Here is a 25,271-nt window from a genome sequence, read left to right on the forward strand (position 1 = left end):
GCTGGTTCCCATAAGTCAAGTACTCCTGTTGTGGTCAGCACTTCACCGTGCTGGCATTTCCCTGAAACTGTCTTGAGGAAAAAGACATATGTCAAATAGTCATAATTCGAGCTCTAGTCATCACGTTCAGAGCTCCAGTCATAACGTTTCATTCTCCAGTCATAACGTTTCGCACCCCACGTTCACGACGCACCATTTCGATTCGCCGCCTCCAATCCATAGCACTCCGCCGAAAGGGCATACCGCACCCCCAGCTCATGCGGTCCAAACAGGGACTCCACCCCAGGCCCATTTCCCTGATCAGTTGCCTTCCAGACATACTGGAGGGCACGAGCCTTCAGCGTTGGTATCGCATACAAGCGAGGAATCACGCAAAAATGGCGGACACGAAAGCCACATGGCCCATCACGGCATTCAAAATGAGAGCGGCAATAATCGTGCCGGCAGGAGCGTCGATACACAGACGATCCGTGGTGTATCGAGAGCGGAGGCGGAAGCTCTCGCAGAATCGCACGGAGTCGAATTATCGGTGAAGAAAGGTAATCAGAGCCATCCTTTTCCAGCGAATGGGAATAAATCAGTATCTTTCCATACGGAAAAGGTATCGGATGGACCTTTTTTTTCAAAATATGAGAGCGATGAGGTTCATTCTGGACTGAATCGAGAAGAGGCAAATGCATTTATTAAAAAAAGGAGGGAGGATGAGAAAAATAAAGGATTAGTTAGTCTCGCGGTGAACACTGCGCTTCTTGTGGCGACGGACGGGCTTAGTGAAGCTGGAGAAGCTATTGCAGGATCCGAATCTGGAGAAGTTATTGCAGGATCCAAAGCTGGTGAAACCACAGCTGCCACAGGAGCCAAGGATCTTGAAAATTCGGCATTTTCGTTTAAACAACCCGTAAAGGCCAACGGTAAAACCGGTTACTTCGCCAGCCCGGAACGACCATTCAAATTTCCAAGGCTCGACACCTATGAAGACACATCGGCCACTGGCGGATCTGCCGTCTGGAATAACGAAGTGACGAGTCAGGGCATTCCGAATGGTGGACTTGGTGGGAAAGTTTACGGGTTTGAAAATAAAAGTCTGCCAAAGTACGATTTGAGAATTACTCCGTCAAATAACCAACTTCAGGCGGAGACCCAGAAAACGTTGGATGGAATTTATGGGGAGGGGAATATGGAGATTGTCGGGTACCATCTGAGTCCCCATGAAAATCAGAATTCTCTTATATCGGAAGGATTTTCTTTCACAAAAAATCAGGGGGCGGGAGAGGGGGTCGCGGGGCATAACAAGAACGGACCGGGCTTGTATGTAAGCGAGAATCTCACAAGCGATCACCTATCAAAGGACGGGGTGTATGATATCTATGCGGTGTTCCGCCCGAAAGGGGGGCGGTGGGTGCAAGGGACAGTGAAATCTGAAAGTTGGAGTTTAAATAATAACCTCAATCTAGATGGCGACTTCATTCGTCCTGCACCTAACGAAATCAAGATCAATCCGAGCGCAATTTCCAAGGTAGGTTTGCGTCCGATCGGGCAGACTAAGCTTAGGGAAGCACCATCAAACTACCTCGGACTTTCCGTGCCAAAATCAAGGATGTCCTTTGATGAGGTCGCGGCGTGGGGCGAAGAAAAACTGAAGGATCCTGCATTTTCAAAAGCCATCAAAGAAATTAATAACGAAAATAATCCTGATGTGAAATTTGAATCGATCAAGAAACTCTCCAATGATATGCGGTTTAATTATTCCGGCCCTGAAATCAGAGATGCGGAGTTGCGGAGATGGTTGAAGGGGAAGCTTAATTTTTCATTTCAGTAAATCCATAATTGACCGTTTCCGGTAACGATATTTCCGGGCAGATTCGGTATCGGCTCCGGGGTGCGGTAGCTGTCGCCTTCGAAGACGAGCCGTAGGCGCCGTGACGTTGCCGGTCGAGTGTGGCGGCGCCGAGGATCTGGTTGTCTCGGAACCCGGCGCCCTATTTATGAGTATCTGATTTGAATTTATGCAAATTAAAATGGAGTCTTAATGAATCGTCCTAAGAGCATGCTGGTCGCCAACATCGCCTGGGCCCGCGAAGTGCGCGAACGCACACCCGGCTTCTTCGACGCGCTCGCGCGCGGCCAGAATCCGCGCGTGCTGTGGATCGGCTGCTCGGACAGCCGCGTGCCGGCCGAGACCATCACGCATAGCGCGCCCGGCGACCTGTTCGTCCACCGCAACATCGCGAACTTGTTCCAGCCCGACGATGACAACAGCGCCAGCGTGCTCGAATACGCGGTGCGCGTGCTCGAGGTCGATCACGTGATCGTTTGCGGGCACTACGGCTGCGGCGGCGTGCGCGCGTCGCTGCTGCCGCCGCCCGCCGACCTGCCGCACGTCGCGCGGCGCATCGCGCCGCTGTGTGCGCTCGCGCACCGCCATCGCGACGCGCTCGCCGGGCTCGACGACACGGCCACCGCCGATCACCTTGCCGAGCTGAACGTGCTCGAGCAGGTCCGTCAGTTGCGCGCATCGCCGATCGTGCGCGACCGCGAACGACCGCCGCTCGTGCACGGCTGGATCTTTTCGCTCGCCGACGGCCGCCTCAAGGAGCTCGACTCCGGCTATGCGACGCCGCCGGCCGACGCGCCTGCCAGGCCTGCCATGGCCGCCGCCCTCGCGCCGGCGCTCGGCTGATCGCGCCGCGCCTTCGCCACGCTCCAACGGAACCTCACCCCCATCATGAACCTGACCGAACGTCTGTCCTCCCTGCCGCGCGACATTGTCGCCGGCGTCGTCGTTTTCCTGGTCGCGCTGCCGCTGTGTCTCGGCATCGCCAATGCGTCCGGCGTCGAGCCATTCGCCGGGCTCGTGTCCGGCATCATCGGCGGCCTCGTCGTCGCGCTCCTGAGCGGCTCGTCGCTGTCCGTCAGCGGCCCCGCCGCAGGCCTCGTCGTGATCGTCGTCGAAGGCATCGCGCAACTCGGCAGCTTTTCGGCATTCCTGCTCGCCGTGCTGCTGTCCGGCGTCCTGCAGGTTGGCTTTGGCATGCTGCGCGCCGGCCGTTTCGCCGCCTATGTGCCGTCGCCCGTCATCAAGGGCATGCTCGCCGCGATCGGGCTGCTGCTGATTGTCAAGCAGGTGCCGTTCGCGCTCGGCATCGGCGGCAGCGCCGCGCAGCCGCTCTCCGCGTTGCCGGGCCTGAGCGCTGCGCGGATCGCGGCCGCGATCGCGCTGGCGTCGCTCGCGCTGCTGGTCGCATGGGAGACGCCCGCGCTGCGCCGCTTCGCGCTGGTGCGCGCGGTGCCGGCGCCGCTCGCGGTCGTCGTGCTCGGCATCGGCGCGACGCTCGCGCTCGACTTGCTGGCGCCCGCATTCGCGCCGGGCGCCGCGCACCGGGTCGCGTTGCCCGAGCTCGCGTCGTTTGCCGCGTTCGCCGCGTCGCTCAAGCATGCGGAACTGGGCCCCAACTTCGCGCAACTGCTGAATCCGGCGGTCTGGCAGGTCGCGATCACACTCGCCATCGTCGCCAGCCTCGAAACGCTGCTGAGCCTCGAAGCGGTCGAGCAGATCGACCCGAAGCGCCGGCCGACCCAGCCGGATCGCGAACTGAAGGCGCAGGGCGTCGGCAACCTCGTCGCGGGCGCAATGGGCGGGCTGCCGATCACGTCGGTGATCGTGCGCAGCTCGGCCAACGTCAACGCGGGCGCGCAAAGCCGGCTGTCGGCGATCGTGCACGGCGTGCTGCTGCTCGTCAGCGTGTTCGCGCTCACCGGTCTCATCAACCTGATCCCGCTCGCGAGCCTCGCGGCGATCCTGATCCATACCGGCTTCAAGCTCGCCAAGCCGGCGCTATTCCGCTCCGTCGCGAAACAGGGCCCGGCCGCGTTCGCGACGTTCGTCGCGACGATCGCCGGCGTGCTCGCCGTCGACCTGCTGTTTGGCATCGCGCTCGGTCTCGCGTGCAGCGTCCTCACGGTCGCCGTCGCGAACCTGAAGAGCCCGGTCACGCTCGCGCAGCATGACGACCACTTCCTTCTGTCGTTCCGCAAGGACGTGTCGTTTCTCGGCAAGGTGCAGGTCAAGCATCACCTGCAGCACATTCCCGACCGTGCGGCGGTGATCATCGACGCGACTCGCGCCGACTACATCGACCACGACGTGCTCGAACTGCTCGACGCGTTCATCGCCGACGCGCCGCGGCGCGGGATCGCGGTCGAATTCCGCCGACCGTGCCCGCCGCCCCGGCCGGCCGCACGGCGCTGGCAGTTCCGCGCGCCGGCCGCAGAATGAGTGCGCCATGAAAATCTATTGTCAGCCCGATTTTTGCAAGCGGGACGGTGTTGGCATAGAAGAGTGGACTTGCTCGAATCTATCCGGGTCGTGGATGGGAAAGATCCCCCCATGATGAGAGCCGCGCCGGGCAGACCTCGAAAGCGCCGCAGCATCCAGGTGCTGTTTTTCATGTCAGGTTGCTTGCCCGGCCGTTGAGCCGTCTATGTCTTCACGTATCTCGTGTCGCAAAACCAGGAAGCGACTCGGTGGAACTGAAGCAGTAAGAGGTCAGTTCAAAAAGGTTGCTCGATATGCCTGAAGATGTTCCAACAGACAAGCGAGCAACCGAGTTTCAGAAATGCTTCGTGAATGTCAGCACGTCGCTCGAAGCGAGTGCGTAGACGTCGAAAATTGTGGAGCCAGGAGTGCGTGCGTTCGATCACCCAAAACGATACTTGCCGAGTCCGCTGCCGTGTTCGGTCCGGCGCTTGGCGATCACTGGCTGGATACAGCGATTTTGCAGGGCTCGCCGATGTCGCTCGGAGTCGTAGCCGCGATCGGCGTAGACCACGTGAGGCCGTCGAATCGATGGAATTGCGTCGATCAGCGGCAGCAACTGCGTAACAGCGTGACATTCGCACCGGACGCACGCGCAAAGCGTGTCGGACAGTTTGCAGCACACTCCGACCCTGATTGGGCGATCGACTCATACCGTGACGACAAGTGTTGACGGACGGAGATTTGCGGTTCAGTGAACCTGCGTGATGCTAACGGTGTCTATCGTTTCACTTACCACTTTCCTTTCGGCCCCGACTTCCCGCGAACCCGTGAAGCGCATTTTTATTTGGAGAGAGGTCTATGAAGACGATCCACATTGTGCCCAACAACTCTGCCGCGGGCTGCATGGTCCGTGCGCTTGGCAAGCCGGGACGCGAATCCCTCGTATTCACGCTATGGGATGACCTTACGATCGGTCCGCTGCGAGACATCGATGACACATCGGGACTTCGCTCGGAGGCCGCGCTCGACTGCGAGCTTTTGGGACACATCTACAAGGCAGCTCGTACGGACTTCGATCTCATTCAGTGCATTACCCTGACCGACGTGCCTATCGTCATCTGGCATGGACCGTGCGCCGACGATCAATTAAAGCTGCGCCGCGTCACCTACCGCCTGCGCGACACGCCGCAGCGTCTTTTCGAGGTGGGCCTGTCGAGCGACGACATTGGCCCACTCGAACGTTACCATATGGGGACCGACGATCCGATTCGTACCCGCGACGGCCTCTCTGTCGCGTACTTCTCGCCCGAGACGCTGCGCACCAAGCTCGCCTCGGTCGCACCGATTTCGGCACCGCGCATCGACCAGCTCGCGCTCGAATGGCAGAAGATCAAGGAAGTCGATGCGCCGTGGCGAAGGTGGCGCAGCAGCGTACTCGAAAATGCCGACTTCGAGGAACTCGACGCACGTGCTGTCGAGCTCGCGACCGCCGAGTGGCAATTGGCTCGCTTCGTCGTGGGCAATCTCATGGGCACATTTTTCGTGAGCGACGCGATCGCGTTATGGCGCGTTAGCGAAGCAGGTGCGGCGGGACGCATCGAATTGCGTGGCAACAGTAGCGACTTGGGTAGCCTGGAATTGCGCACCGTGCGTGCCCCCAGTTCACGCCAATAACAACGGGCATAGGGCGATTGACCCTGTGTGGAGCATTGAGCCGTTACTTCGTGTGAGTGGCCGGGCCGGCGTCACTGATTGAACTCTTGTCAGCGGTTCAGGGCGTATTGAATCGCTTTAACGGTATCGGATTTCCCTGACGGCGACAGGGGCGTCGCTTCGAACCACTGCTTCAGGCTGTTGAGCAACGGAACCGCATGGGTTTGTCGGATACGTCGACGCTCTTCAGGTGGTTTGCCGCGGATCTGCGCCTCGACCTGGTACAGCGCGCCGATACGCTCGAGCGCTTCAGTCGTGATCGGTGACTTCCTCACGACATGCAGATCGCGGTGTGCACGATCGCTGGCCAGGCTGGCTTACCCGGATACGGGAGGCCAATCTGATCCGTTCAATGTCGCGCAAGGGCTGCTCGCCCGATAACGCAGCGTGCGAAGGCTTCTTTGGGCGGCTGAAAACGGAACTGTTTTACTCTCGGGACTGGCAGGCGATCAGCACCGACCAGTTCATTGACGTCGTTGACTCGTACATTCGCTGGTACAACGAGAAACGGATCAAGATCTCGCTTGGCGCACGCAGTCCGATCGAATGCCGAGAGAGTCTCGGGCTGACGACATAACCCAGTCCAAGAATTCCGCCGCACCCCCAAACGCGACATCTGAACTTGGGACCTACACGCATGTCATACCCGGATTCAGATGTCCACCTTCCAGCTATTTAAAAATGTCCGGTTTTAGGGTTGGTTTTGCTGCGTTTTTCCCTCGTTTTGAGCGTTACGCAGTGTCGAAGGTCGGCGCCTGAACGGGCAGGGCGCTCACGTTTGTTTCCCCAGCCTTTGCAGACCGACGGCCAGGTTTGTCTGATGGCTTTGCGGTCTGTTTACGTTGCGCCAGATCCACGATCACATGCTCGACGTCGGCCTGCGTGATCTTGCGTTGCTTCTTCTTGCCCACTTGGGGTTCGTTTCGGTCGGTCCGGGTCGAGTCGCCGCGATGTGTGCGTGACGGCGCTTTACCGATTCGACTGTTATCGCGTTGTGCCTGAAGGGCTTGCGCAACCAGCAGCACATGACTCAAGCGCTTGTGCTCGACGATGGCACCCTGATCGATTTCAGCCAAACGGTCGTACTGCCTGCAGCGCAACACGCGATCGTCAGACCGGATTTCGATCCGCCCATCCGGGTACTCCCACACCTCGATCTGTCGGTCGATCAGCTTCCGGTTCTCCGGCGTGTCCTCCAACAAGTACATCACCCGGTCGTACTGCACCGTGAGCGACTTCGTCACTTTCCGCGGCTCGCGCCACGTCAACACCAGATCCAAGCTCTCGTCGGGCCGCAGCGGCCGGTGCGCGTTGAAGTCGCTCTTCGGCGGTTTCGCGAAGCGCGCGTTGTAGACGGCCATGAAGGAGGGCGCGTAAGCGTTAGCGTCGGCCACCGTGTTGATTTCGCGCAATCGCATCTCCTTGACCAATCGGTCCTGCAACGTCAGATGTGCGCGCTCGACTCGTCCCTTGGCTGAACTGCTGTTCGCGCAGAACGTGTCGATGTTCAACTCGTACATCGCGCGGCCGAACGGTGTCACGCGGTTACCGGTCTTGCCTGGCTTCACGTTGCGGAACACGCTGGCCTTGTCGCTGTAGAACGCCCCAGGTTTGCCGTGCCGTTCGATGTACGCGCGCGTCGCTTCGAAGTAGCTGAAGGTCGATTCGGTTTGCGTGAAGTGCAGCATCATCAATCGGCTCGTCGCGTCGTCGACGTACACCAACAGCGTGCAGGCCGGCGCCCGTTCCTCGAACCACCGATGGTCGCTGCCATCGATCTGGATCAATTCACCCAGGCAGGCCCGGCGCGCTCGCGGCTGATAAACCTTCGGCGGACGCTGCCGACGCGGAATCCAGAGCCCAGCCTCCGTCATCAGCGTCCTGACCGTTTCCTTGGCCAGCCGGATACCGTGGCATTCCCACAGCTTCTCGCAGGCCAGTGTCGGTCCGAAATCGGCGTAGCGATCTCGGATGATCGACAGCGCCCGGTCGGCGTCTCCTGGGTCCAGACGGCGGTTGCCGGGCTTCGCGCGGTGTCCCGACACCAAACCCGCCGGACCGTGCTCACGCAGCCGGGCGACCAGTCGGCGAATCTGTCGTGTCGTCAATTCCAGCCGTTCCGCTGCACGCCATGGCTTGAGCTTGCCGTCCGCCACGTCTTGAATGACCTTGAACCTGTCCAGCTCGCGCATCGTCATCGTGATCCGCTCCGTTGCAGCCATCGCAGCCTCCGGCGCCGGACACCCGGCGGCCGGACAGCTTACGTGGCACGAAAGCGGACATTTCTATGTAGCCAAAAGCGGACATTTCAATCTAGCCACTACAACGCAAACTATCGATAATTCACCTTATGTAAAATCACAAACATCCCGCATGAACTTGATCGAGTCGATTCCGTGTGCCGCGCGCCATCCCCTCTGACGCGCGGCCTGCCCGATTACGACTGGGAGATCCGGCGCAAGCGATCGATGGCCGATTCCGAGCCAGCGGATGCCGCGCCCGAAGCGATGCGGCGTGCCTCTTCGACCGCAGCTTGCTGGTCGAGCGGCTTTTGCCCGATGGAAGCCACCGTTTGCGCGGCGTCAGCGGCGACACGTGCCTGGGTGGCAGCAGCCTGCAATGCGCCGATCCCGGTTGAAGCGGAGCCGACGCTCGAGCGCAATCGATTCAGTTCGTTCTGTTGCTGTTGCATCAGTTCGGCACGCTCTTGATCGGCCCGTGCCTGCGCGAGATCGGCCATTGCCGCGCGTGCTTTCGCATCGAACGCATTCAGCTGGGTCTCGACGGTTCCCAGGATTTCCTGCAGCGTGTCGACCAGTTGCTGGGTGCTATCCGCCTCGGCCTGACGCTGCGGAAGATCCCGCTTGCGTCGCTCGAGATCGTCGGTGAACTGCGTCAGCGTCGCTTCGTTGATCTCCTGCTTTTCGAACTTGTCGATCAGCACGGCCGACGCCTTCACGTCCCCGTCGATGCTGGCCTTCAGGTCCGAAGCCGCGCTCTGTGCGGCGTTGTTCTTTTGTTTGGCCTCGGCAAGCTTTACCGCCACCTCGTGCAGCTTCGCCTGCAGATTGTCGCGGTCGACTTGCGTCGCCGTTTCGGGATCGAATGCGGCGATCTGCTGCGCAAGACGATCGCCGATGGTGCCAACGTGTTTCGCAAGAAGCGACGAAACGAGTTTCCAGCCAGACATGGTGCTCTCCTTGGTGAACCGTGTTTTGTGGATGAATCGAGGCGGCTTCGCGCCTCAGAAAATCTTGACGTGAAGCGGGTCGATGGCGAGGCCGGCGAAGTAGTCGACCCAGACGGCCGCTGCCGGGCGCCCGTCCATGGTCTCGACGTGTTCGAAATCGATCCACAGGCGCTCGACCGGACCACTTTCCTGGGCCGGGCCGGCAGGCAGGTGTCGCACGTATTGCATGAACGAATGCGTCTTCTCGACGCCCTTCTCCCCGATGCTGTCGTCCAGACGACGCTCCCGAGCATGCCACGGCCTGATGTAGTCACCGCCCGGCGCGTCGCGCTCGAAGCCGATGGCATCGTTGCCGGCGAGCAGCGCGTCGACGCGCCCCGGATTCCTTGCGAAATGTGCGATCTGGTCGAGCTCGTCGCGATCCATGTCGTAGTGATCCTGGCCGAGGCCGTAACCCTTGCCGAGGAAGGCATCCTGCTCCTCGGCCGTCACCGGATATTCGCGGTACAGGAACTGGTAGTAAGCGATTTCGCGAATATCCTGGGGATCGTCCGTGCCCGTCATGACCTGCAGGAACGCGCCCTGCCCGTTCCGATCAATACCCGTGTCCGTGTACATCCGGAAGATCGACAGATCTGTGTCGGCATGGATATGCAGGCGGCTGACCGCCACGATCGGCATCTGGGCAGCAGGCGGTACGACGAGAAGCGTCCCCTCGAGCAGCGCGAAGTCGGCCAGCATCAGCTGGATCATGCCGCCGATGCGTGCGCCGAGCGGCAGTCCGGTGTCGACGCGCTCCGGTTGATCGGTATACGTCCGTGCGAGATCGTCGATGCGCTTTTCGCCGATGCGTCGGACCAGTTCAAGGATTCCCATAGTTGTTCTCAGAGGCGGTAATTGGTGTGAGATGTATAGCGCGCCTTCCTGACCAGCCACGCGCGACGCATGCGCTTGAGCAGCGCAACGACGAGACAACCCGAGAGAAAGAGCATCCCGATCAACAGGAACGCGTCCAGGATCGGGTGCTTGCTTCCCCCCGCCGGTGGTTTTGCCGCCGTCGCCGGCGACTGATCGCCGGTCTCCGTCCCGGGATCGGAAGCGGCGATGCCGGTATCCGGTGCCTCATCGTCGCCGGGTGCACGGTGATAGCTCGGTGCTGCGGATGATTCGACCGCACGCGCCGTCGGCTGCTGGACGATGACCGTTTCGCGCGGCGAACTGCTGCGTCCGAGCATGTAACCCAGCAGGAGCCCGTCATTGCCGCTGGATTGCCGTGCCGCCACCGGTGGCGGTGCGTTGTACGACGGAGGGGGGGACGCGTAGCCGCGTGTCCCGTACGACGACGCATTGTCGGACGTGCCGTGGCTGGACGAGTTGTCGCTGCTGGCGTGGTCACTGCTGCTGTCGCTGCCATGCGACGACTGGCTCGAATTCAGCGTTGCAGCCGCGTCACGGCTCGACTGAGCGGCATACAGTGCGCCGCCGAGCGCAGTCGCCGCGATCACTTTTTTTGAGCCCGAACTGCTGAACCCCGACTTCCGGGACGTGTCGGACGGACTCTCCGATGAACGAGCGGACGAGTCATTGGAAGGGCTTTTGTAACTCGACGAACTGTATGAGCGGCCGTAACTCGGGGCGGACGGCGAACTGTATGAGCGGCTGTAATTCGGGGCGGACGGCGAACTGTAAGAGCGGCCGTAACCCGAGGCAGACGACGAACTGCTGGAGCTCGAACCGGATGAATAGCGGCTGGAACTCGAACTGGATGATGAGCTGGATGACGAACGGCTCGAACTGAAGCCGGAACTCTTGGCAAAGGCGACCGGCGCCGCGCTACCCGTAGCGAGTGCGAAAGCGACCAGCGTCGCAGCGACCTGGAGGCGTATGGCCTTCATGTTGTTGACGTCCTTGTTATTCAAAATATTGTGTGCTCAGGCCAGACCATCGGCCTCTCAGTAGCCGTTCCAGCCCGTTTTCATGCGTTGATTTCCGTGTGGTCTCCGCGCGGCATGCGAGCCGTGAAATTTCCCCTTTTTCACCGCGCGCACAATCCTAACAAGTCTTACGAAAGCTTGCCCAGGCAATTTTGACGAAATTGACTTGCATGATTTATTCCGTCGGCTTCTTTGCCGGCTATCGGTGGCTCTTGCGCTGACCTGCGATATCAATTCTGCGATGCCGCGTGCATAAAATGAAAAACCCGGCTTTAGCCGGGTTTTCTTCAACTGGCGCTCGGCATGCTGTCGATGCCGCCTGGCCTGTCGCGCGTCGCTGATATCGGCGCGACGGAACTTTAGCCCGGTGCCGGCCGCGATCGCCGGCATTTTCCAGCCAACGCTAGTCACACAACTCGCACGGGCTCCCCTTGAACACGAATCCTCGTTCGAATCCCGTCCCGCCGCCATGAAAATGACCGTATCTGTCGGCATATCTGACGTAGAGAATCTTGCCATCCGGCAGAAACAGCGGTGTCGCGCGTTGGCAGTTCGGGCACGGCCCATCCTTGTTGTTCATGTAAAGCACGCCCACCTTCGACGCATGCGCGGCAAGCTCCATGGCGGCCTTTGGCTCGACATGAGTCCATGCGCCACGTGCTTGCGCGCCCAGACGGTTTGCTGTTTGCTGATACAGCCGTCCTTCGGCCGTCTGCCCTGATTTGTCCCGCTCCGTGCCGCTGACTAACGCGATGCCGTTACCAGGCACGGGACGCGTAAAGTACAGCAGCCCCGTCGTCCACTCGTCCTCACGGTCCGGCAATATGAAAAACGGATCAAACGATTTCGCCAGCCCCAAAGGATCGGACCATCGGCTGGTTTCGGGCGCATACCGGTACAGGTTCGGTCCACCTGCGAGACCAACCGGATCCTGCGTAATGAAGGAGCCGAACGCCGGATCGTAGTATCGGTACCTGTTGTAGTCGAATCCGGTTTCCTCGTCGTGATATTGACCTTGAAATCGGATCGGAATATCCAGGTTATCAGCACGTTCTGCGTGGTCGATTCGCGTGCCCCAAGGTTCAAAGCGCGCGTCCCAGACAAGCAGCCCTTTCGCGTCGGTCACTCGGACAGGCGCGCCATTTGTGTCGTTATGAAAAAAATAAACCTCTGACGCATCACAAACCATTGCCAGTGGCCGAGCCGTCTCCGGGTAGTAAATAAACTGCCGGGCGATATCCGCGATCAAATCCGGTGTACGGAAGTATTGCCATGCCTTTTCGTCGTCACTCGACACGCTTGCTGCGTCGACGGTCGAAAGTTCCACGGTCAGCACATTGTCATCCCAGAAGAAACTGCTTCCGCGGCACGCTTGCGCGTCGTCAAACGCTGGTGCTGCCAGCCCTTCCGAATACGCACTCCGCCACGTCCGTTTACCCGTCCGCCGATGAAATACGTCGTACGCATACCGTGTGCGGACCGCGACTCGGTCGTTGTGGGAACCGCACGGCGCCGGGTGCAGATTGACCGTTTCGATCAACAACCCATCACCATCCCAACGCAGCGACAGGTCTTGTTGCGCACTCACTTTACGCACCAAATTGCCGGCGCGGTCGAACGTATAGTGGCAGCCGCCATATTCGCCTTCCCGGCTCCACGTGTCGGTTTGCTCGCCCGCAAGACGAACATCGGCTTGCTTGTCCTGACCGACTCGCGTCTTCAGAAGATCGCCGGCCGCGTCATACAGGAAGCGGTGCAGATTGCCGACCGGATCGAGATGCTGCGTCAGATTGCCAACCGGGTCATGTTGATAGCGGCCTATACCAAAGCGGGAATCGCGCTTCTCGAACACATGGCCGTTCGCGTCGTATGCGTATTCGTTGACAAACAGCGGGCCCGCACCCGCAAACAGCGCTTGCTTCGCCAGCAGCCCGTCCGACGTGTATGACAAGTCGCGCCGCAGATCGCACCCGAGGTGCTCGACGCAGATCTGCCCGAGTGCATCCCGTTCAAAAGTCATCGCCTCTGCATCGTCGATCCGGATCGATCTGATGCCACCGAGCCGGTCATATTCGTGGCGAACCACGTGGGAAACGACATCCCTCCCCGTGTCGAGCCGCGTTCCGCAACTTACACGATGACCCACTTCGTCGTACGTGTTGACAATGACGAAGCGCCCGCCCTGCTTCTCTTCGACCACGTGACCGGCCGGGTCATATGTCAGCTCGACGCGACTATCCGGATTCTCCGCGACCACCATGTTTCCGGCGCCGTCATATACGAATGTCTCGGTACGGGTGCCGTCGGGTTGTCGCGGATCAGGCACACGCTTTTGCACGACGCGGCCGAGCGGGTCCGTTTCATAGTCGATTGCACGACCGAGCGGATCGATGCTTCGACGCAAGTCGTTCGTCGCCGTGTATTCGTAACGTCGCGATTGGCCCCAGTAGTCGAGTTCCTCGACGATACGGCCCAGGGCATCGCGTTTCAGTCGATACCATTCGCCGCGCTCGTTGATCACATCGGTCAGCTGTTCCTCGGTGTCATACCTGAACTCGATGACGCTTCCGTCCGGTTTCAAGCGCTTCGCGACCTGCCCGAGCGCTGTGTATTCGAGTTGCGTCACCTCGCCGTTCGGATCGCGATAGCGCGTCAGGTTGCCAGCGGTGTCGTAACAACAAGTCGTTTCCCGCTCGCCCGGCTCGACGGCGCGCGTCAGATTGCCGTTGCGATCGTATTCATAGCGGCTCGCCTGACCGAACGCATTGACGATTCCGGTCATGTTGGCACGCGCATCATGCGTGTATCGGGTCCGGTTGCCGAGCGCGTCGAGCACTTCCGCCAGATTGCCGCCGCGATCGTAGTCGAAGCGCGTCTCCGTACCGCCGGAGCCCCGATGTGCGATGAGCTGGCCGTATCGGTCATATTCGCAGCGAAATCCGGCACGAGCAGGCGCATCGTGCTGTAGCAGATTGCCGCGTTCGTCCCAGACGTAACGCCATTGACGGTTCCCGGGCGCGCTCACACACATGAGTTGCCGGTTCTCGTCGTATGTTGCCCGGACGGTGCTGCCGTCGGCCTGTGTCTGCTCAAGGGGACTGCCGTCCGTGTCGAAACGCCACGTGGTCGCGCAACCGGCGGGATCGGTTTCCGCGAGGGTTCGTCCGTACGCGTCGTACCTGTAGCTCGTCACGCCGCCAAGCGGATCGATACGGTCCACGGGCAAGCCGCGCTCATTCGCCTGAAGCGTCGTCGTGTATCCCAGCGAATCGGTAATTCGCGTTTCGTGATGCTCGGTGTCGTAAACAAAGCGGTAATCGAATAGGCCGTTGTCGCCCCATGCGTGATCGACCCGCCACACGCCGTCGTCGTGTCGCCGATGACGGTAATGAAAGGACAGGCCGGCCGCGCTCGTGTGACGCACCATCCGGTGACCGTCTGCATACGAGAACCGGTGCGGCTGGCTCATCGCGTCCAGCGCGGCAATCAAATTCCCGTCGTGATCGTGCTCGTATCGGACGAGCGGATGTGCCCGACCATCCGCATCGATCAGCGTCAGCGCTGCGAGCAGACGTGCGCCGTTCCCGGTCGAACTGTTCGTGCATGCATCACACAGGATCATGCGCCCGGTTGGCCCGTCTACCTTCCATTCCATCAGGCGTGCCACGCTGCCGTCGTGTGCGCGCTCGAACACCCACGCATTGCCGTTCAGGTCCGAGATCCGCTCGACAGCCAACGTCAACGCGGGCGCTGCCGCCACCAGGCCACTCATGTATTGCCAAGGCTCTGGCAACACAAATTCATACTCGATCGCGGCGCGTGTGCGCAGAACCAGCCGGTTGTCGCGCCGATACAGCGCATGTCCGTACTGCCTGTCGTACATCCGTTCCGGCCACCCGGCAGCATCAGATACTGAATCGAACGTTGTCGCGCAATCGTGGAAATCCGCCACGACACGCATCGCGCCTTCGTATCGCATCAGTTCGAGGTGAATATCGGCCGGCGTCCGCCAGCCTGCACCGATCGCGCCCAGGCGCTCGTCGTGGCTCGCATAGTAACGGTTCCATTCGAGCGGCAGGCGGCCCGCAACCGTGAAATCGTGCTGCTGCAAAATCACCTCGCCCGTGATCGCGTCTACCGGCTCCGCATGCAGCACCTTGCACCTCAGAAATCCGGGCTTTAAATGCAGCTTGTCCGCCAGCGCCTTCGCCCACTTCGATCCGCGAAACGCCTTGAACAACCTCTTCGCCGCCGCAGCCATGTTCATGATCGGCGGCCCACCCACCAACACCGGGCGCCCTGTCGGAATCGGCAACATCACCGAACTCGGCATTGATGGATAGGTGCGATCCGTGTGTGCGCTATTGTGCGGAGGCGGTTCCATCCCAACCGACCAGCAACTCAACGCCTCCAACGCCATATACGACATCGGATCGTTGTTGGCGAGCACCGTCTTGCTGCCCATGAACGATTCCCCGTCGTTCGACGGTTCAACCTCCTCAGGCGGAGGCGCAAAAGATTCCCCGAGCGGAAAATGCAACCCTGGCACGTGATACGCATGCGTCCCTGCCGTGGCTCGCATCATCCCATTCGCAAAAATCGGCCTGCCGCTGCCTCCCCCCGATCCGACGTTCGAGCCAAGGTCATCACTTATGCGGTTCTTGATCTTGTTGGCCTCGTTCGCAAGCTTCATCCCCTCCGCAACAGTCGGATCGTCCTTGAAGTTCGGCAGCTTTCCGCCGCCCATCAAGTCATTGAGCTGTTTATTGACCTGCTGGTTTGCCTCATCGGCCAGGTGTTCCAGCTTCTTCACATCCTCGGGATGATCTTCGATGTATTCGGTCACCTTCTCCTGCACGATCATCGTTGCAATGCAGCCGACCACCGCTTTTGCGGCCTGGATGTACTCGCGCTTATCGAGCATGAACCCGACATGAGGGTGCGGCAGGAACACCGGCGGTGTACCAGGCGTAACCAGTACCGAATGAACGTCCACGCCAACAACGGGATCGAGATGCTTGACGGCTGGAAGTGCCACGGTGTTTGCCCCCGCTCAGCGCCCACTACGCAACGCCGCGACCTTCTCGCTGAGCGCGTTGCGTCGCCGGTCCTGCACACCCAGCTGCGACACCATCCAATCGACAACCATCGGCAGATTGCTGTTCGCGCGCATCGGTTCGTCGATCATCAAACCCGCATCGAGCGCGTTGAACCCGGCCTCCAGCGCATGCTCGCGCTCCCCTGCCCGCTCCCAGCACACCGCGCTCATCCGCCACGCCTCGACCGTCATCAACCCGTCCTTGGCCGCCGCTGTCGACGCCGCCGCCCGCTCGTAGCAATACGCCGAGTGCGCATAATCCTTGTGCGTCAAATGCACACTAGCCTCGCCGAACAACCCGTTCGCGACGAGCTTGTGCCCCGCCGGATGCCCGGCCTCGACCGCGCGCATGCCGCTGCTGGCCGCGCTTCGATATGCTTCGATTGCCCGCTCCCGATCGCGCCACTTCAGATACGCCGCACCTGCGATCAAATGCACGACAACACACTGGTCGAACCACTTCTCGTGCTCCGCTACCTTTAGCGCCGCTGCTCGCAATTCTTCGAGCCGCGTTGGGTTACCGCCTTCAATCATCTCGGTCAGCAACACGAAATGCCGTCGAAACTCACCGCTCGGCCCGCGCTCGCCCGATTCCGCCAGTAACTCGCGAGGCACGCTCGCCATCGAATACTTGCCGTGCACGACGCGCACCGCGGCGCGATGCCGTTGCATCAACGCAGCGAACGGCGCGATATCGATACGCGGTACGACAAAGCGCACACGCTCGGCAAGCTGCGGTGCGACCGCAATGATTGACAGCAAACCATCCATCCATTGAACCCACGCCGCGTCATCCCGCATTTTCGCCGGCTCCAGCACGAATACCATCGCCGGAAAAATATCCGGATGGTGCTGCATCAGGCTGTCGGCAACCGCGAACAGATGCAGCAAGGGATTCTTGCCATCGTCGTACGGCGCCTGCCAGTCCGCCCGCACGCCTTGCGCATTGGACGCCTCGCGTCGGCTTTCGTAGAACGCGATCAGTTCGTCCGTCAACGCCTTCGCATAGCTCGATTCATTGACGAACGGCGCCCGCATCGTCCTCACCGCACACGACGTTTCGTCCTGGACCTGGAAATACAGCCGGACGAGTTCGGCATCCGTCTCGTCGGTCTGCCAGATCATCAATCGTACATCCTGCTCTTTCGCGAAACTCATCCAGTCCGAATGCGCATCCATGAACCTGCGTTCTATCGGATTGGTCGGCTGCCAGTTCTGCATGCGTGCGGGCCTCCGTCACGGATTCAGTTTCAGGATCGCGCCTTCGACCGTGTGCTCGGCGGTCGCCGACGACGTCACTGTCTTGCCGTTTACGCTGTGGCTGTTCGTGCCGGTCGATGTGACGTTGACACCCTGGATCGCGATCGTGCCGTCGCTCTTCATCACGATGCTCGAATTCCCGCAGACGAGCGAAAGCTGATCGCCGGCGTTGACGGTCACCTGATGCTGCACGTTCGTCGTATGGTTCGCCCCGACATTGACGGTGTGTTCGCCGCCGACCGTGTGCGTATGCGCATTCGCGATCGTCGACGTGCGCGTGCCGATCTCTTCAGTATGTGCAGACGCAACCAGCGTCTTCATGTCCTGCGACGTCGTCTGATACATCTGTCCGACGTTCAGCGTCTTGCCTTCCCCGATCGTTTCGGTCTTGCCATGCGTGACCGATTCCGTGTGGCTGCCGCCGATCGTCGCGGTACGATCCGACGCGATCGTCACGGTCTCCTTCTTTCCGACCGTTCGCGTCCGGTTCCCCCCCACCCCATGTGTTTCATCCACCCCGATTTGCGCAACTCTGTTCTGCCCGATATTCACCGTCTCGTTCTGCCCCACACTCCGTTGTCGATTGTTCTTCACCTGCATCGTTTCGTCGTTCCCGACCGTATGCGTGTGGTTGTTCCCAACCGACAGCGAATGATCGGCCTCCGTCTCTGCATCGAAATTCTTTTCCGCATGCATCCACAACTGCTCTGCACCCTTCTTGTCCTCGAACCGGAACGCATTTGCATGCTCGATCGTCCCACCCGGTGATGATCTCGACAGCATCCCGCTCTGCGTCGCACTCCCGGGCAAGCCCCAAGGCGGCATCTTCTCGCCGTTATAAACACGCCCCGTCACGATCGGCTCATCCGGATCTCCATTCAGGAAATCGACCACGACCTCGTCACCCACCCGCGGAATCTGCACACCACCGAACCCGCCCCCCGCCCAAGGACTCGACACCCGCACCCAGCACGATGAATCCTGATTGCTCTGCCCGTACCTGTCCCAGCGAAACTGCAGCTTCACGCGCCCGTATTGATCGGTCCAGATTTCCTCACCGGGCGGCCCGACGACGGTGGCCGTCTGCGGTCCGTTGGTCCGTGGCCTCGGCGTCTCACGCGGCGACCGATAAGGCAAACTTGAAGGCTGCACGAGCATCATCGTCTGATGCACCACAGCCTCCGCGCCTTGATCGCTCGCATACGCGTTCTCCTGAAACCGGTACTGGCACCGCACGATCAGGTACTCGCGGTTCTGGTCGGCACGCGGGCAATGCGCAAGCGTGAACAGATAACCAGGCGCCGCCCCGCGCACATCGGTGTCGGCGCTCGCGCGCTCATGTTCAGCCTGCTGTTCCTCGAGCCGCACGCGGCTGTAGTGCGCACCAGGCGCGTCGTCGCGATAGCCGCCCGGCCATTCGAACGACGCGAAGCTGTCGTGATCATGACCACGCGGATCGACCTTCTGCGACGACAGATCGGCGCGCGGCTTCGTATAGTCGTAGTCGGTGGTCTGGTGCTTGCCGACACTCACCGCCTGCGCGGGCAGCCAGCCGTCGATGTGTTCCTCGTCGGCGATCGCCGTACGGTCGCGCGCGATATACGGAATCGTCTCGTAACCGGGCAGCGCGGTGTGCGACGACATCGCGTCGCTCAGCATCAGCGTATGCGTGTCCTCGGCGTGCCGGAACCAGTAATAGATGCCCTCGAATTCCATCAGCCGAGACACGAACGCGGCATCGGTCTCGTTGTACTGCACGCAAAACTCGCGCGGCACATACGATTCGACGAGGTGGTTTTCAATCGGAAAGCCGTACGTCGACAGCACCTCCTGCACGATCTCGGGCACGGTCTTGTTCTGGAAAATCCGGCAATCGGAGCGGCGCGTCGCGAGCCACAGCCACGGGCGCACGGCCAGTTCGTAGCCGTAGTACCGCTCGGCACGCCGGCCGGCAAGCGATGCGCGCGCAACGATTCCGTTAAGGTAGCGCGTCGACTGGTCCTGCTGTTCGATCCGCACCGTCACGGGTTTGCCGAGCATGTCCTTCAACGACAGGCTGTGGCTGTCGGCGAGCGCCTCGATCCGGAATTCGAACAGCCGGCCGAGTTCGTCGCTGCCGTCGAGCGTGTGGAATTTCAGGTCGTCGCCGTGCGGGCTGTCGAGTGTGAAGACGCGATTCACGCCGCTCCCTCCTCGTCGAACCGGTAAGCGAATTCGCCGTTGGCCGCGCTGACCTCGATCGACGACAACGTGCGCCCTTCGAGCGTGGCCTGCAGGATCGCGCGGCTGATGCGCGGCATCACGGTATGCGTGAGGATCGCATCGACCATCCGGCCGCCGGATTCGATGGTCCGGCAGCGCTCAACGATCAGCGCGGTCGCCGCGTCGGTGCAGCGCAGCCGGATGCCGTGATGCGCGTCGATCCGCTTCTCGATCCGCCGCAACTGCAGCGCGACGATGCGCGCGAGCGTCGCGTCGGTGAGCGGGTAATACGGCACGACGGTCAGCCGGCCGAGCAGCGCGGCCGGAAACACGTCGAGCAGCGGCGCGCGCAGCGCATCGGCAAGTGTCTGCACGCCGGGCAGACGGTCGGGGTCGCGGCACAGCTGCATCACGCGATCGGCGCCGACGTTCGATGTCAGCAGGATCACCGTGTGCCGGAAATCGATGTCGCGACCCTCGCCGTCCTCCATCCAGCCCTTGTCGAACACCTGGAAGAAAATCTCGTGCACGTCGCGGTGCGCCTTCTCGATCTCGTCGAGCAGCACGACGCTGTACGGCCGGCGGCGCACGGCCTCGGTGAGTACACCGCCCTGGCCGTAGCCGACATAACCGGGCGGCGCGCCCTTCAGCGTCGACACGGTATGCGCCTCCTGGAACTCGCTCATGTTGATCGTGATCGCGTTGTGCTCGCCGCCGTACAGCGTGTCGGCCAGCGCGAGCGCGGTCTCGGTCTTGCCGACGCCGGACGGACCGCACAGCAGGAACACGCCATGCGGTTTGGTCGGATCGTCGAGCTTCGCGCGCGCGGTCTGGATCCGCTCGGCGATCAGTTCGACCGCATGCCGCTGGCCGACGACGCGTTCGCCGAGCGTATCGGCGAGCTTCAGCACCGCCTGCGTTTCGTCGCGCACCATCCGGCCGAGCGGAATACCGGTCCAGTCGGCGACGACGGCCGCCACCGCATGCGTGTCGACGGCGGGCAGCACGAGCGGCGCATCGCCCTGCACGTCGGCCAGCGCTTGCTGCGCGGCCGCGAGGTGCGCCTGGATATCGGCGCGCGTGGCGGCGTCGAGTTCGCGCGACGGATCGTCGTCGAGTAACGAGGCGCGTGATTCGACGATCGCCTCCAATGCATTGCGTTCGGTTTGCCAGCGCGCGTCGAGCTGGTCGAGCGCGGCCTGCGCGGCGGCAATGTCCGACTCGATCGCGTCGCGTCGCGCGACATCACCGGTGCCGAGCGCGCACTCGCGGCCGATCCGCTCCTGCTCGACGCGCAGGCTGTCGATGCGGCGGCGCGCATCCTCGATCGGCGCGGGCACCGCGTGCTGGCTGACGGCGACGCGCGCACAGGCCGTATCGAGGAGGCTGATCGCCTTGTCCGGCAACTGCCGGGCGGGGATGTACCGATGCGACAGCGTGACGGCGGCCTGCAGCGCATCGTCGAGCACGAGCACGCGGTGATGGGCTTCGAGCTTCGCGGCGAGGCCGCGCAACATCGTCAACGCAGCGGTCTCTTCGGGTTCGTGCACGTGGACCAGTTGAAAGCGCCGCGTCAGTGCCGGGTCTTTCTCGATGTACTGCTTGTACTCGGACCACGTGGTCGCGCCGATCGTGCGCAGCAGGCCGCGCGCGAGCGCGGGCTTCAGCAGGTTCGCGGCGTCGCCGGTGCCGGCCGCCCCGCCCGCGCCGACGAGCGTATGCACTTCGTCGATGAACAGGATCGCCGGCCGTTCGGACGACATCGCTTCGTCGATGACGCCGCGCAGCCGGGTTTCGAATTCGCCCTTCACGCTCGCGCCGGCCTGCAGCAGCCCGATGTCGAGCAGGTACAACGCGACGTCGCGCAGCGACGGCGGCACGTCGCCGGCCGCGATCCGCAGCGCGAAACCTTCCGCGACAGCCGTCTTGCCAACGCCGGCCTCGCCGACCAGCAGCGGGTTGTTCTGCCGGCGCCGCAGCAGGATGTCGACGATCTGGCGGATCTCGGCGTCGCGCCCGACGACCGGGTCGATCTCGCCGGCCCGCGCGCGGGCGGTCAGGTCGACGGCAAAGCGCGCGAGCGCCGAACCGTCGGCGGCCGCTGCTCCGCGCACGGCCGCGTCACCTCCCGTGATGGCAGATCCGGCCGGTTGCGCCTCCGGCGAACCGTCGACGATCGATTCGAGTTGATCTGCGAGCACATCCGGCACGATGCGCTCGAATTCGCGCGTGATCGCCACCAGCACGTTGCGCAACTGCGGCGTCTTCAGGATCGCGAGCAGCAGCACCGCACCGCGGATGCGCGTCGCGTCGTATTTCAGCGTTGCATAGACCCACGCGCGTTCGACCGAGTCGTCGATGTGCACGGACAGGTCCGACACCGATCCCGCGCCGCGCGGCAGCCGGTCGAGCGCCGCGACGAGCCCGCGGTCGATGGCCGCCGCATCGATCTCGAAGCGGCGCAGCACGCGCTGCAGGTCGCCGTCGGGCCGCTGCAACATCTGCTTGAACCAGTGCGCGAGTTCGACATACGGATTGCCGCGCAGCCGGCAGAATCCGGTCGCCTGCTCGAGCGTCTCGTAGAGGAACGGATTCAGTTTTCCGAACAGGTTGACGCGGCCGATATCGGACATGACGGTTCCCGGTTAGGCGGTTTCGCGATGAAGGGCCGTGGCGCCGCCCCGCACGTCGTAGCGGACGACGAGGTCGCGCGCGGGGCCCGGTTCGAGCCGCTGCCCGAGCCACGCGGTGCGACCGATACCCTGCGGCTTGCCGAGCGCGATGGCGGGCACCGCGTCGGCCGCCAGTTCGAGCTGCACATCCCAGTCGAACTCGATGCCGACGTATTCGCGCACCCATGACGCAAGCTGCCGCGCGTGCGGCCCGCCCGGCAGGAAACGACGGTACGCGTCGAGCGAGAGCGGGCCAAGCACGATCCGGAAGCGCGACTGCGCATCGCGCACCGCGACGCCGAGCGCGACGGCGCCGACGCGCAACGTCGGCCGCGTCGCGCGGATCGTGCAGCGCTGCGAGCGCTCGATCGCGACCCATTGCGGCACGTGCTCGACGATGCGCGCATCGACGCCGAAATGCCGGCGCAGGATCTGCACGAGCCCTTCCGGGTTGCGCGTGTGCCGCACGAGATGGCCCGCATGGAAATAACGCGCATGCGGCGCGAGCGTGTCGGTTCCGGCATCAGTACCGGCTTGCGCGGCCGGCCTGTCGCCGTTCGCCGCGCGCCCGATCAGGCTTGCGACATAACCGTCGAACCGTGCGCGCTCCGGACGATCGAGACTCACCGTCGGCTGCGCGTCGGCCCATGCGCGGTAGAACAGCAGGATCAGCCGGTGATGGAACAGGTCCGCGAACGCGGCGAACGTCGGGTCGTCGTGCTGGGCCGCGCGCTCGTGCGCGTATTCGGTCAGATGTGTCGGCAGCGGCCCGTTCGGCCCGAACAGCCCGAAACCGTGGATCGCGATGCGCGGCGGCGCGGCGCCGTTCTCGTACACGCCGGCCAGCATCGAAGCCGCGAACGCGAGCGACGGCTGCTGCCCGAGCCGCACCGCTTCGTCACGCGGTCGCGCGGCATGGCCGAGCGGTGCGCGGCCGGGCGACAGCGCGTCGAGCCAGCGCAGCGCCTGGAACAGGTCATAACCGTGCGGCGCGGCCCGCAACCGCGCCCACCACGCGTCGCGGCGGGCGGTTTCGGTGGCCGGCGGCGCGCCGGGAGACGTGTCGCGCTTCATATCGCGGGCCGCCTGCCGATGCGCGCCGGCCAGTGCGCGAGCGTGCCGCGCTGCACGCTGGTCAGCACGCATTCGGCGAACGCGTTGATCGATACGTGACGCGCGAAGAACTGTTCGAGCACGGCGCCGAGCAGGAACGGACTGTCGCCGGAGAATGCATGGTCGTCGACGGTCACGTTGACCTGCACGCCGCGCCCGAACATCAGCGGCCCGGACGCCGGCAGCCGGCGGAACACGGGCGAGAACGCGACGCGCTGCACGCCGTCGATCTGCCGGCGCATCGCGGCGTCGGCCGAATCGGCGTGCAGGCCGAGCAGTTCGCGCAGCGCATGCGCGCCCTCGTCGTCGTCGAGATCGGTCAGCGTATGCCGCGCGAGCCCGAGATGGCGGATCAGCCGCCACGCGGTTTGCGCATCGGCGATCGGCGGGCGTGGCCGCGACGGGCCGCGAATCGCGACGATGCGCTCGACGGGCGCCGATACGCGCAGCGTGAACGTGTTCGCGTCGCCGGGCGGCTGCAGCAGCACGAGATCGCGATTGGTGCACAGCGTGTCGGCGGACAGATAGCGCATCGTCTCGTCGTACGGCGCGCACTGGCTGTCGACGAGCGACACGTAGGTCTCGCTGCCGACATAACCGGTACGCGTGCCGTTCGCACGCGCCTGCGCGGACACCAGCCGCGGCTCGCGTCGCACTGTGTAGTACGCGCCGTGATTGCCGTTATCGCCGGCGAACGACGCGTGAAACGGCCTGAATTCACGCGACTGGCCGTCGTCGCGCTGCTCGCTCGCAAGCCGCTGCACCGCATAGACTTCATGGTCGAGTGGCCGGCTGCGATCGACGACGACATGATGTTCGCGTGCGCCCGGCTGCAGCGGAATGCGGTCGGCGCGGCGCGCGAACAGATTCACGGCCGGCGTGCAGTTCAGCGCGAGATGGCGTGCATCGACGGTCGCTTCGAGTGCCGCATCGTGGCGGTTGAACAGCACGGTCAGCTCGCACTCGTCGCCGGTCGCACGCGCCAGCGCGGCGCGCAGCCCGCCGATGCTGAAGAACAGGAAGCGCGCCGGAAACGCGAAATACTCGCGCAGCAGCCGGTAGCCGTGGAAGCTGCGGCCGTCATCGGGCAGGATCGCCTGCGCCGGATCGAAACCCTCGTGGACGATCTCGTCGGCGTCGAGCGTATGCAGCCAGCGCGGCGGCTGCCCCGGGTCGTGGCACACGGCGCCGAGCGCATGCGCGGCGATCAGTTCGAGCAGATGCAGCGCGTCGCGCTCGGGACCCGCGAGATGGAACGTCAGCCGGTCGAGCGGCAGTTGCGAGAGCCTGGCGCCGCCGCGCGCCTTCAGCCGGATGCGCAGTGCGCCGCGGACGTCCTGGCGCGCCGCGACGGCGCCGCGCGGCAGCCACGACGGCGCGCCGGTGACGGTCGCATCGGTCAGTTCGAGCGGCCACAGCGCCAGGTCGTGCGCGGTGCGGAATTCGCACGCGGTCTGCTCGGACGCGGCCGGCCGCGCGCGCAGCGCGGTGCCCGCTGGCAGCCGCCAGCCCTGCGCGAGGCTGCCTTCGTTCATCATCGGCGCGAACCGCACGATCGCCATCGACGGCAACGGCGCGATATAGCCGGGATACACGGCGTCGAGCAGCGCCTGCGTAAAGCGCGGAAACTCGGCGTCCATCTTCAGCTGCACGCGCGCGGTGAGGAAGCTGAACCCTTCGAGCAGTCGTTCGACGTAGGGGTCGGGCGGCCCCGACTCGTGCAGCCGCAGCCGCGCGGCGACCTTCGGGAACTGCTGCGCGAATTCGCCGCCGAGCTCACGCAGGTACGCGAGTTCGCGGTTGTAGTAGTCGAGCAGGCGCGTATCCATCG

At 62.7% G+C, this 25,271-nt stretch carries 15 protein-coding genes and 2 pseudogenes; 5 read left to right on the forward strand and 12 right to left on the reverse strand.

Features of this window, described 5'->3' with window-relative positions:
• The first annotated feature begins 397 nt into the window (after positions 1 to 397).
• From H3H55_RS24200 to H3H55_RS24210, 3 genes are all read left to right on the forward strand, one after another.
• Positions 398 to 1,819, forward strand: coding sequence for a hypothetical protein (locus H3H55_RS24200; RefSeq protein ID WP_193100518.1), 1,422 nt, complete (start codon positions 398 to 400; stop codon positions 1,817 to 1,819).
• A gap of 210 nt (positions 1,820 to 2,029) precedes the next feature.
• Complete coding sequence (locus tag H3H55_RS24205) at positions 2,030 to 2,680, forward strand: carbonic anhydrase (RefSeq protein WP_193100519.1); 651 nt, start codon at positions 2,030 to 2,032, stop codon at positions 2,678 to 2,680.
• 45 nt (positions 2,681 to 2,725) lie between these two features.
• The gene (locus tag H3H55_RS24210; RefSeq protein ID WP_193100520.1) at positions 2,726 to 4,276 is read left to right on the forward strand and encodes a SulP family inorganic anion transporter; all 1,551 of its coding nucleotides are present in this window, start codon (positions 2,726 to 2,728) and stop codon (positions 4,274 to 4,276) included.
• A 275-nt stretch (positions 4,277 to 4,551) separates the two neighbouring features.
• Here the strand turns inward: H3H55_RS24210 and H3H55_RS24215 are convergent.
• Positions 4,552 to 4,883, reverse strand: a pseudogene (locus H3H55_RS24215) (transposase); the annotation flags it as partial.
• A 233-nt stretch (positions 4,884 to 5,116) separates the two neighbouring features.
• Between H3H55_RS24215 and H3H55_RS24220 the strand changes: the two are divergent.
• A complete protein-coding gene (locus tag H3H55_RS24220; RefSeq protein WP_193100521.1) occupies positions 5,117 to 5,932 on the forward strand; it encodes a DUF1835 domain-containing protein in 816 nt (271 codons plus the stop codon).
• Between the two features lie 89 nt (positions 5,933 to 6,021).
• Here the strand turns inward: H3H55_RS24220 and H3H55_RS24225 are convergent, their stop codons facing one another.
• Positions 6,022 to 6,246 carry an IS66 family transposase gene (locus H3H55_RS24225; protein WP_193100522.1) on the reverse strand — a complete coding sequence of 75 codons (225 nt, stop codon included), beginning with the start codon at positions 6,244 to 6,246 and terminating at the stop codon, positions 6,022 to 6,024.
• A gap of 2 nt (positions 6,247 to 6,248) precedes the next feature.
• On the opposite strand from H3H55_RS24225, the pseudogene H3H55_RS24230 reads away from it, so the two are divergent.
• Positions 6,249 to 6,548: pseudogene (locus H3H55_RS24230) on the forward strand (IS3 family transposase); the annotation flags it as partial.
• 154 nt (positions 6,549 to 6,702) lie between these two features.
• Here the strand turns inward: H3H55_RS24230 and H3H55_RS24235 are convergent.
• The 10 genes from H3H55_RS24235 to tssF all read right to left on the reverse strand — a co-directional run bounded on the left by H3H55_RS24235 (position 6,703) and on the right by tssF (position 25,269).
• Entirely contained in the window at positions 6,703 to 8,193 is a 1,491-nt protein-coding gene (locus H3H55_RS24235; RefSeq protein WP_193098422.1) for an ISNCY family transposase, read from the reverse strand.
• 215 nt (positions 8,194 to 8,408) lie between these two features.
• Complete coding sequence (locus tag H3H55_RS24240) at positions 8,409 to 9,161, reverse strand: hypothetical protein (RefSeq protein WP_193100523.1); 753 nt, start codon at positions 9,159 to 9,161, stop codon at positions 8,409 to 8,411.
• Positions 9,162 to 9,215: 54 nt separating this feature from the next.
• Complete coding sequence (locus H3H55_RS24245) at positions 9,216 to 10,097, reverse strand: DUF2491 family protein (protein ID WP_319022325.1); 882 nt, start codon at positions 10,095 to 10,097, stop codon at positions 9,216 to 9,218.
• Positions 10,046 to 11,080: a hypothetical protein gene (locus tag H3H55_RS24250; RefSeq protein WP_193100524.1), complete on the reverse strand. Its 1,035-nt coding sequence runs from the start codon at positions 11,078 to 11,080 to the stop codon at positions 10,046 to 10,048. The genes H3H55_RS24245 and H3H55_RS24250 overlap by 52 nt, the downstream gene beginning before the upstream one ends.
• A gap of 418 nt (positions 11,081 to 11,498) precedes the next feature.
• A complete protein-coding gene (locus tag H3H55_RS24255; RefSeq protein ID WP_193100525.1) occupies positions 11,499 to 16,133 on the reverse strand; it encodes an RHS repeat-associated core domain-containing protein in 4,635 nt (1,544 codons plus the stop codon).
• 15 nt (positions 16,134 to 16,148) lie between these two features.
• Positions 16,149 to 17,414: a hypothetical protein gene (locus H3H55_RS24260; protein ID WP_193100526.1), complete on the reverse strand. Its 1,266-nt coding sequence runs from the start codon at positions 17,412 to 17,414 to the stop codon at positions 16,149 to 16,151.
• Between the two features lie 15 nt (positions 17,415 to 17,429).
• Positions 17,430 to 19,634, reverse strand: coding sequence for a type VI secretion system tip protein TssI/VgrG (gene tssI / locus H3H55_RS24265; RefSeq protein WP_193100527.1), 2,205 nt, complete (start codon positions 19,632 to 19,634; stop codon positions 17,430 to 17,432).
• Positions 19,631 to 22,288, reverse strand: a complete 2,658-nt coding sequence (gene tssH, locus H3H55_RS24270; protein WP_193100528.1) for a type VI secretion system ATPase TssH — start codon at positions 22,286 to 22,288, stop codon at positions 19,631 to 19,633. Before tssH ends, tssI begins: the two co-directional genes overlap by 4 nt.
• Positions 22,289 to 22,300: 12 nt before the next feature.
• Positions 22,301 to 23,473 (reverse strand): type VI secretion system baseplate subunit TssG, encoded by a 1,173-nt coding sequence (gene tssG / locus H3H55_RS24275; protein ID WP_413463971.1) that lies wholly within the window; start codon positions 23,471 to 23,473, stop codon positions 22,301 to 22,303.
• Positions 23,398 to 25,269 (reverse strand): type VI secretion system baseplate subunit TssF, encoded by a 1,872-nt coding sequence (tssF, locus tag H3H55_RS24280; protein WP_193100530.1) that lies wholly within the window; start codon positions 25,267 to 25,269, stop codon positions 23,398 to 23,400. The genes tssG and tssF overlap by 76 nt, the downstream gene beginning before the upstream one ends.
• Positions 25,270 to 25,271: the final 2 nt, after the last annotated feature.

Source organism: Burkholderia sp. Z1 (genome assembly GCF_014893795.1).
Classification (GTDB): domain Bacteria; phylum Pseudomonadota; class Gammaproteobacteria; order Burkholderiales; family Burkholderiaceae; genus Burkholderia; species Burkholderia theae.

What these genes read in the sequence shown, in the direction of transcription:
- H3H55_RS24200 (WP_193100518.1), top strand. Translation starts at nt 398, where the DNA reads ATGGCCCATCACGGCATTCAAAATGAGAGCGGCAATAATCGTGCCGGC.
- H3H55_RS24205 (WP_193100519.1), top strand. Translation starts at nt 2,030, where the DNA reads ATGAATCGTCCTAAGAGCATGCTGGTCGCCAACATCGCCTGGGCCCGC.
- H3H55_RS24210 (WP_193100520.1), top strand. Translation starts at nt 2,726, where the DNA reads ATGAACCTGACCGAACGTCTGTCCTCCCTGCCGCGCGACATTGTCGCC.
- H3H55_RS24220 (WP_193100521.1), top strand. Translation starts at nt 5,117, where the DNA reads ATGAAGACGATCCACATTGTGCCCAACAACTCTGCCGCGGGCTGCATG.
- H3H55_RS24235 (WP_193098422.1), bottom strand. Translation starts at nt 8,193, where the DNA reads ATGGCTGCAACGGAGCGGATCACGATGACGATGCGCGAGCTGGACAGG.
- H3H55_RS24240 (WP_193100523.1), bottom strand. Translation starts at nt 9,161, where the DNA reads ATGTCTGGCTGGAAACTCGTTTCGTCGCTTCTTGCGAAACACGTTGGC.
- H3H55_RS24260 (WP_193100526.1), bottom strand. Translation starts at nt 17,414, where the DNA reads ATGCAGAACTGGCAGCCGACCAATCCGATAGAACGCAGGTTCATGGAT.
- tssH (WP_193100528.1), bottom strand. Translation starts at nt 22,288, where the DNA reads ATGTCCGATATCGGCCGCGTCAACCTGTTCGGAAAACTGAATCCGTTC.
- tssG (WP_413463971.1), bottom strand. Translation starts at nt 23,473, where the DNA reads ATGCGTGCTGACCAGCGTGCAGCGCGGCACGCTCGCGCACTGGCCGGC.
- tssF (WP_193100530.1), bottom strand. Translation starts at nt 25,269, where the DNA reads ATGGATACGCGCCTGCTCGACTACTACAACCGCGAACTCGCGTACCTG.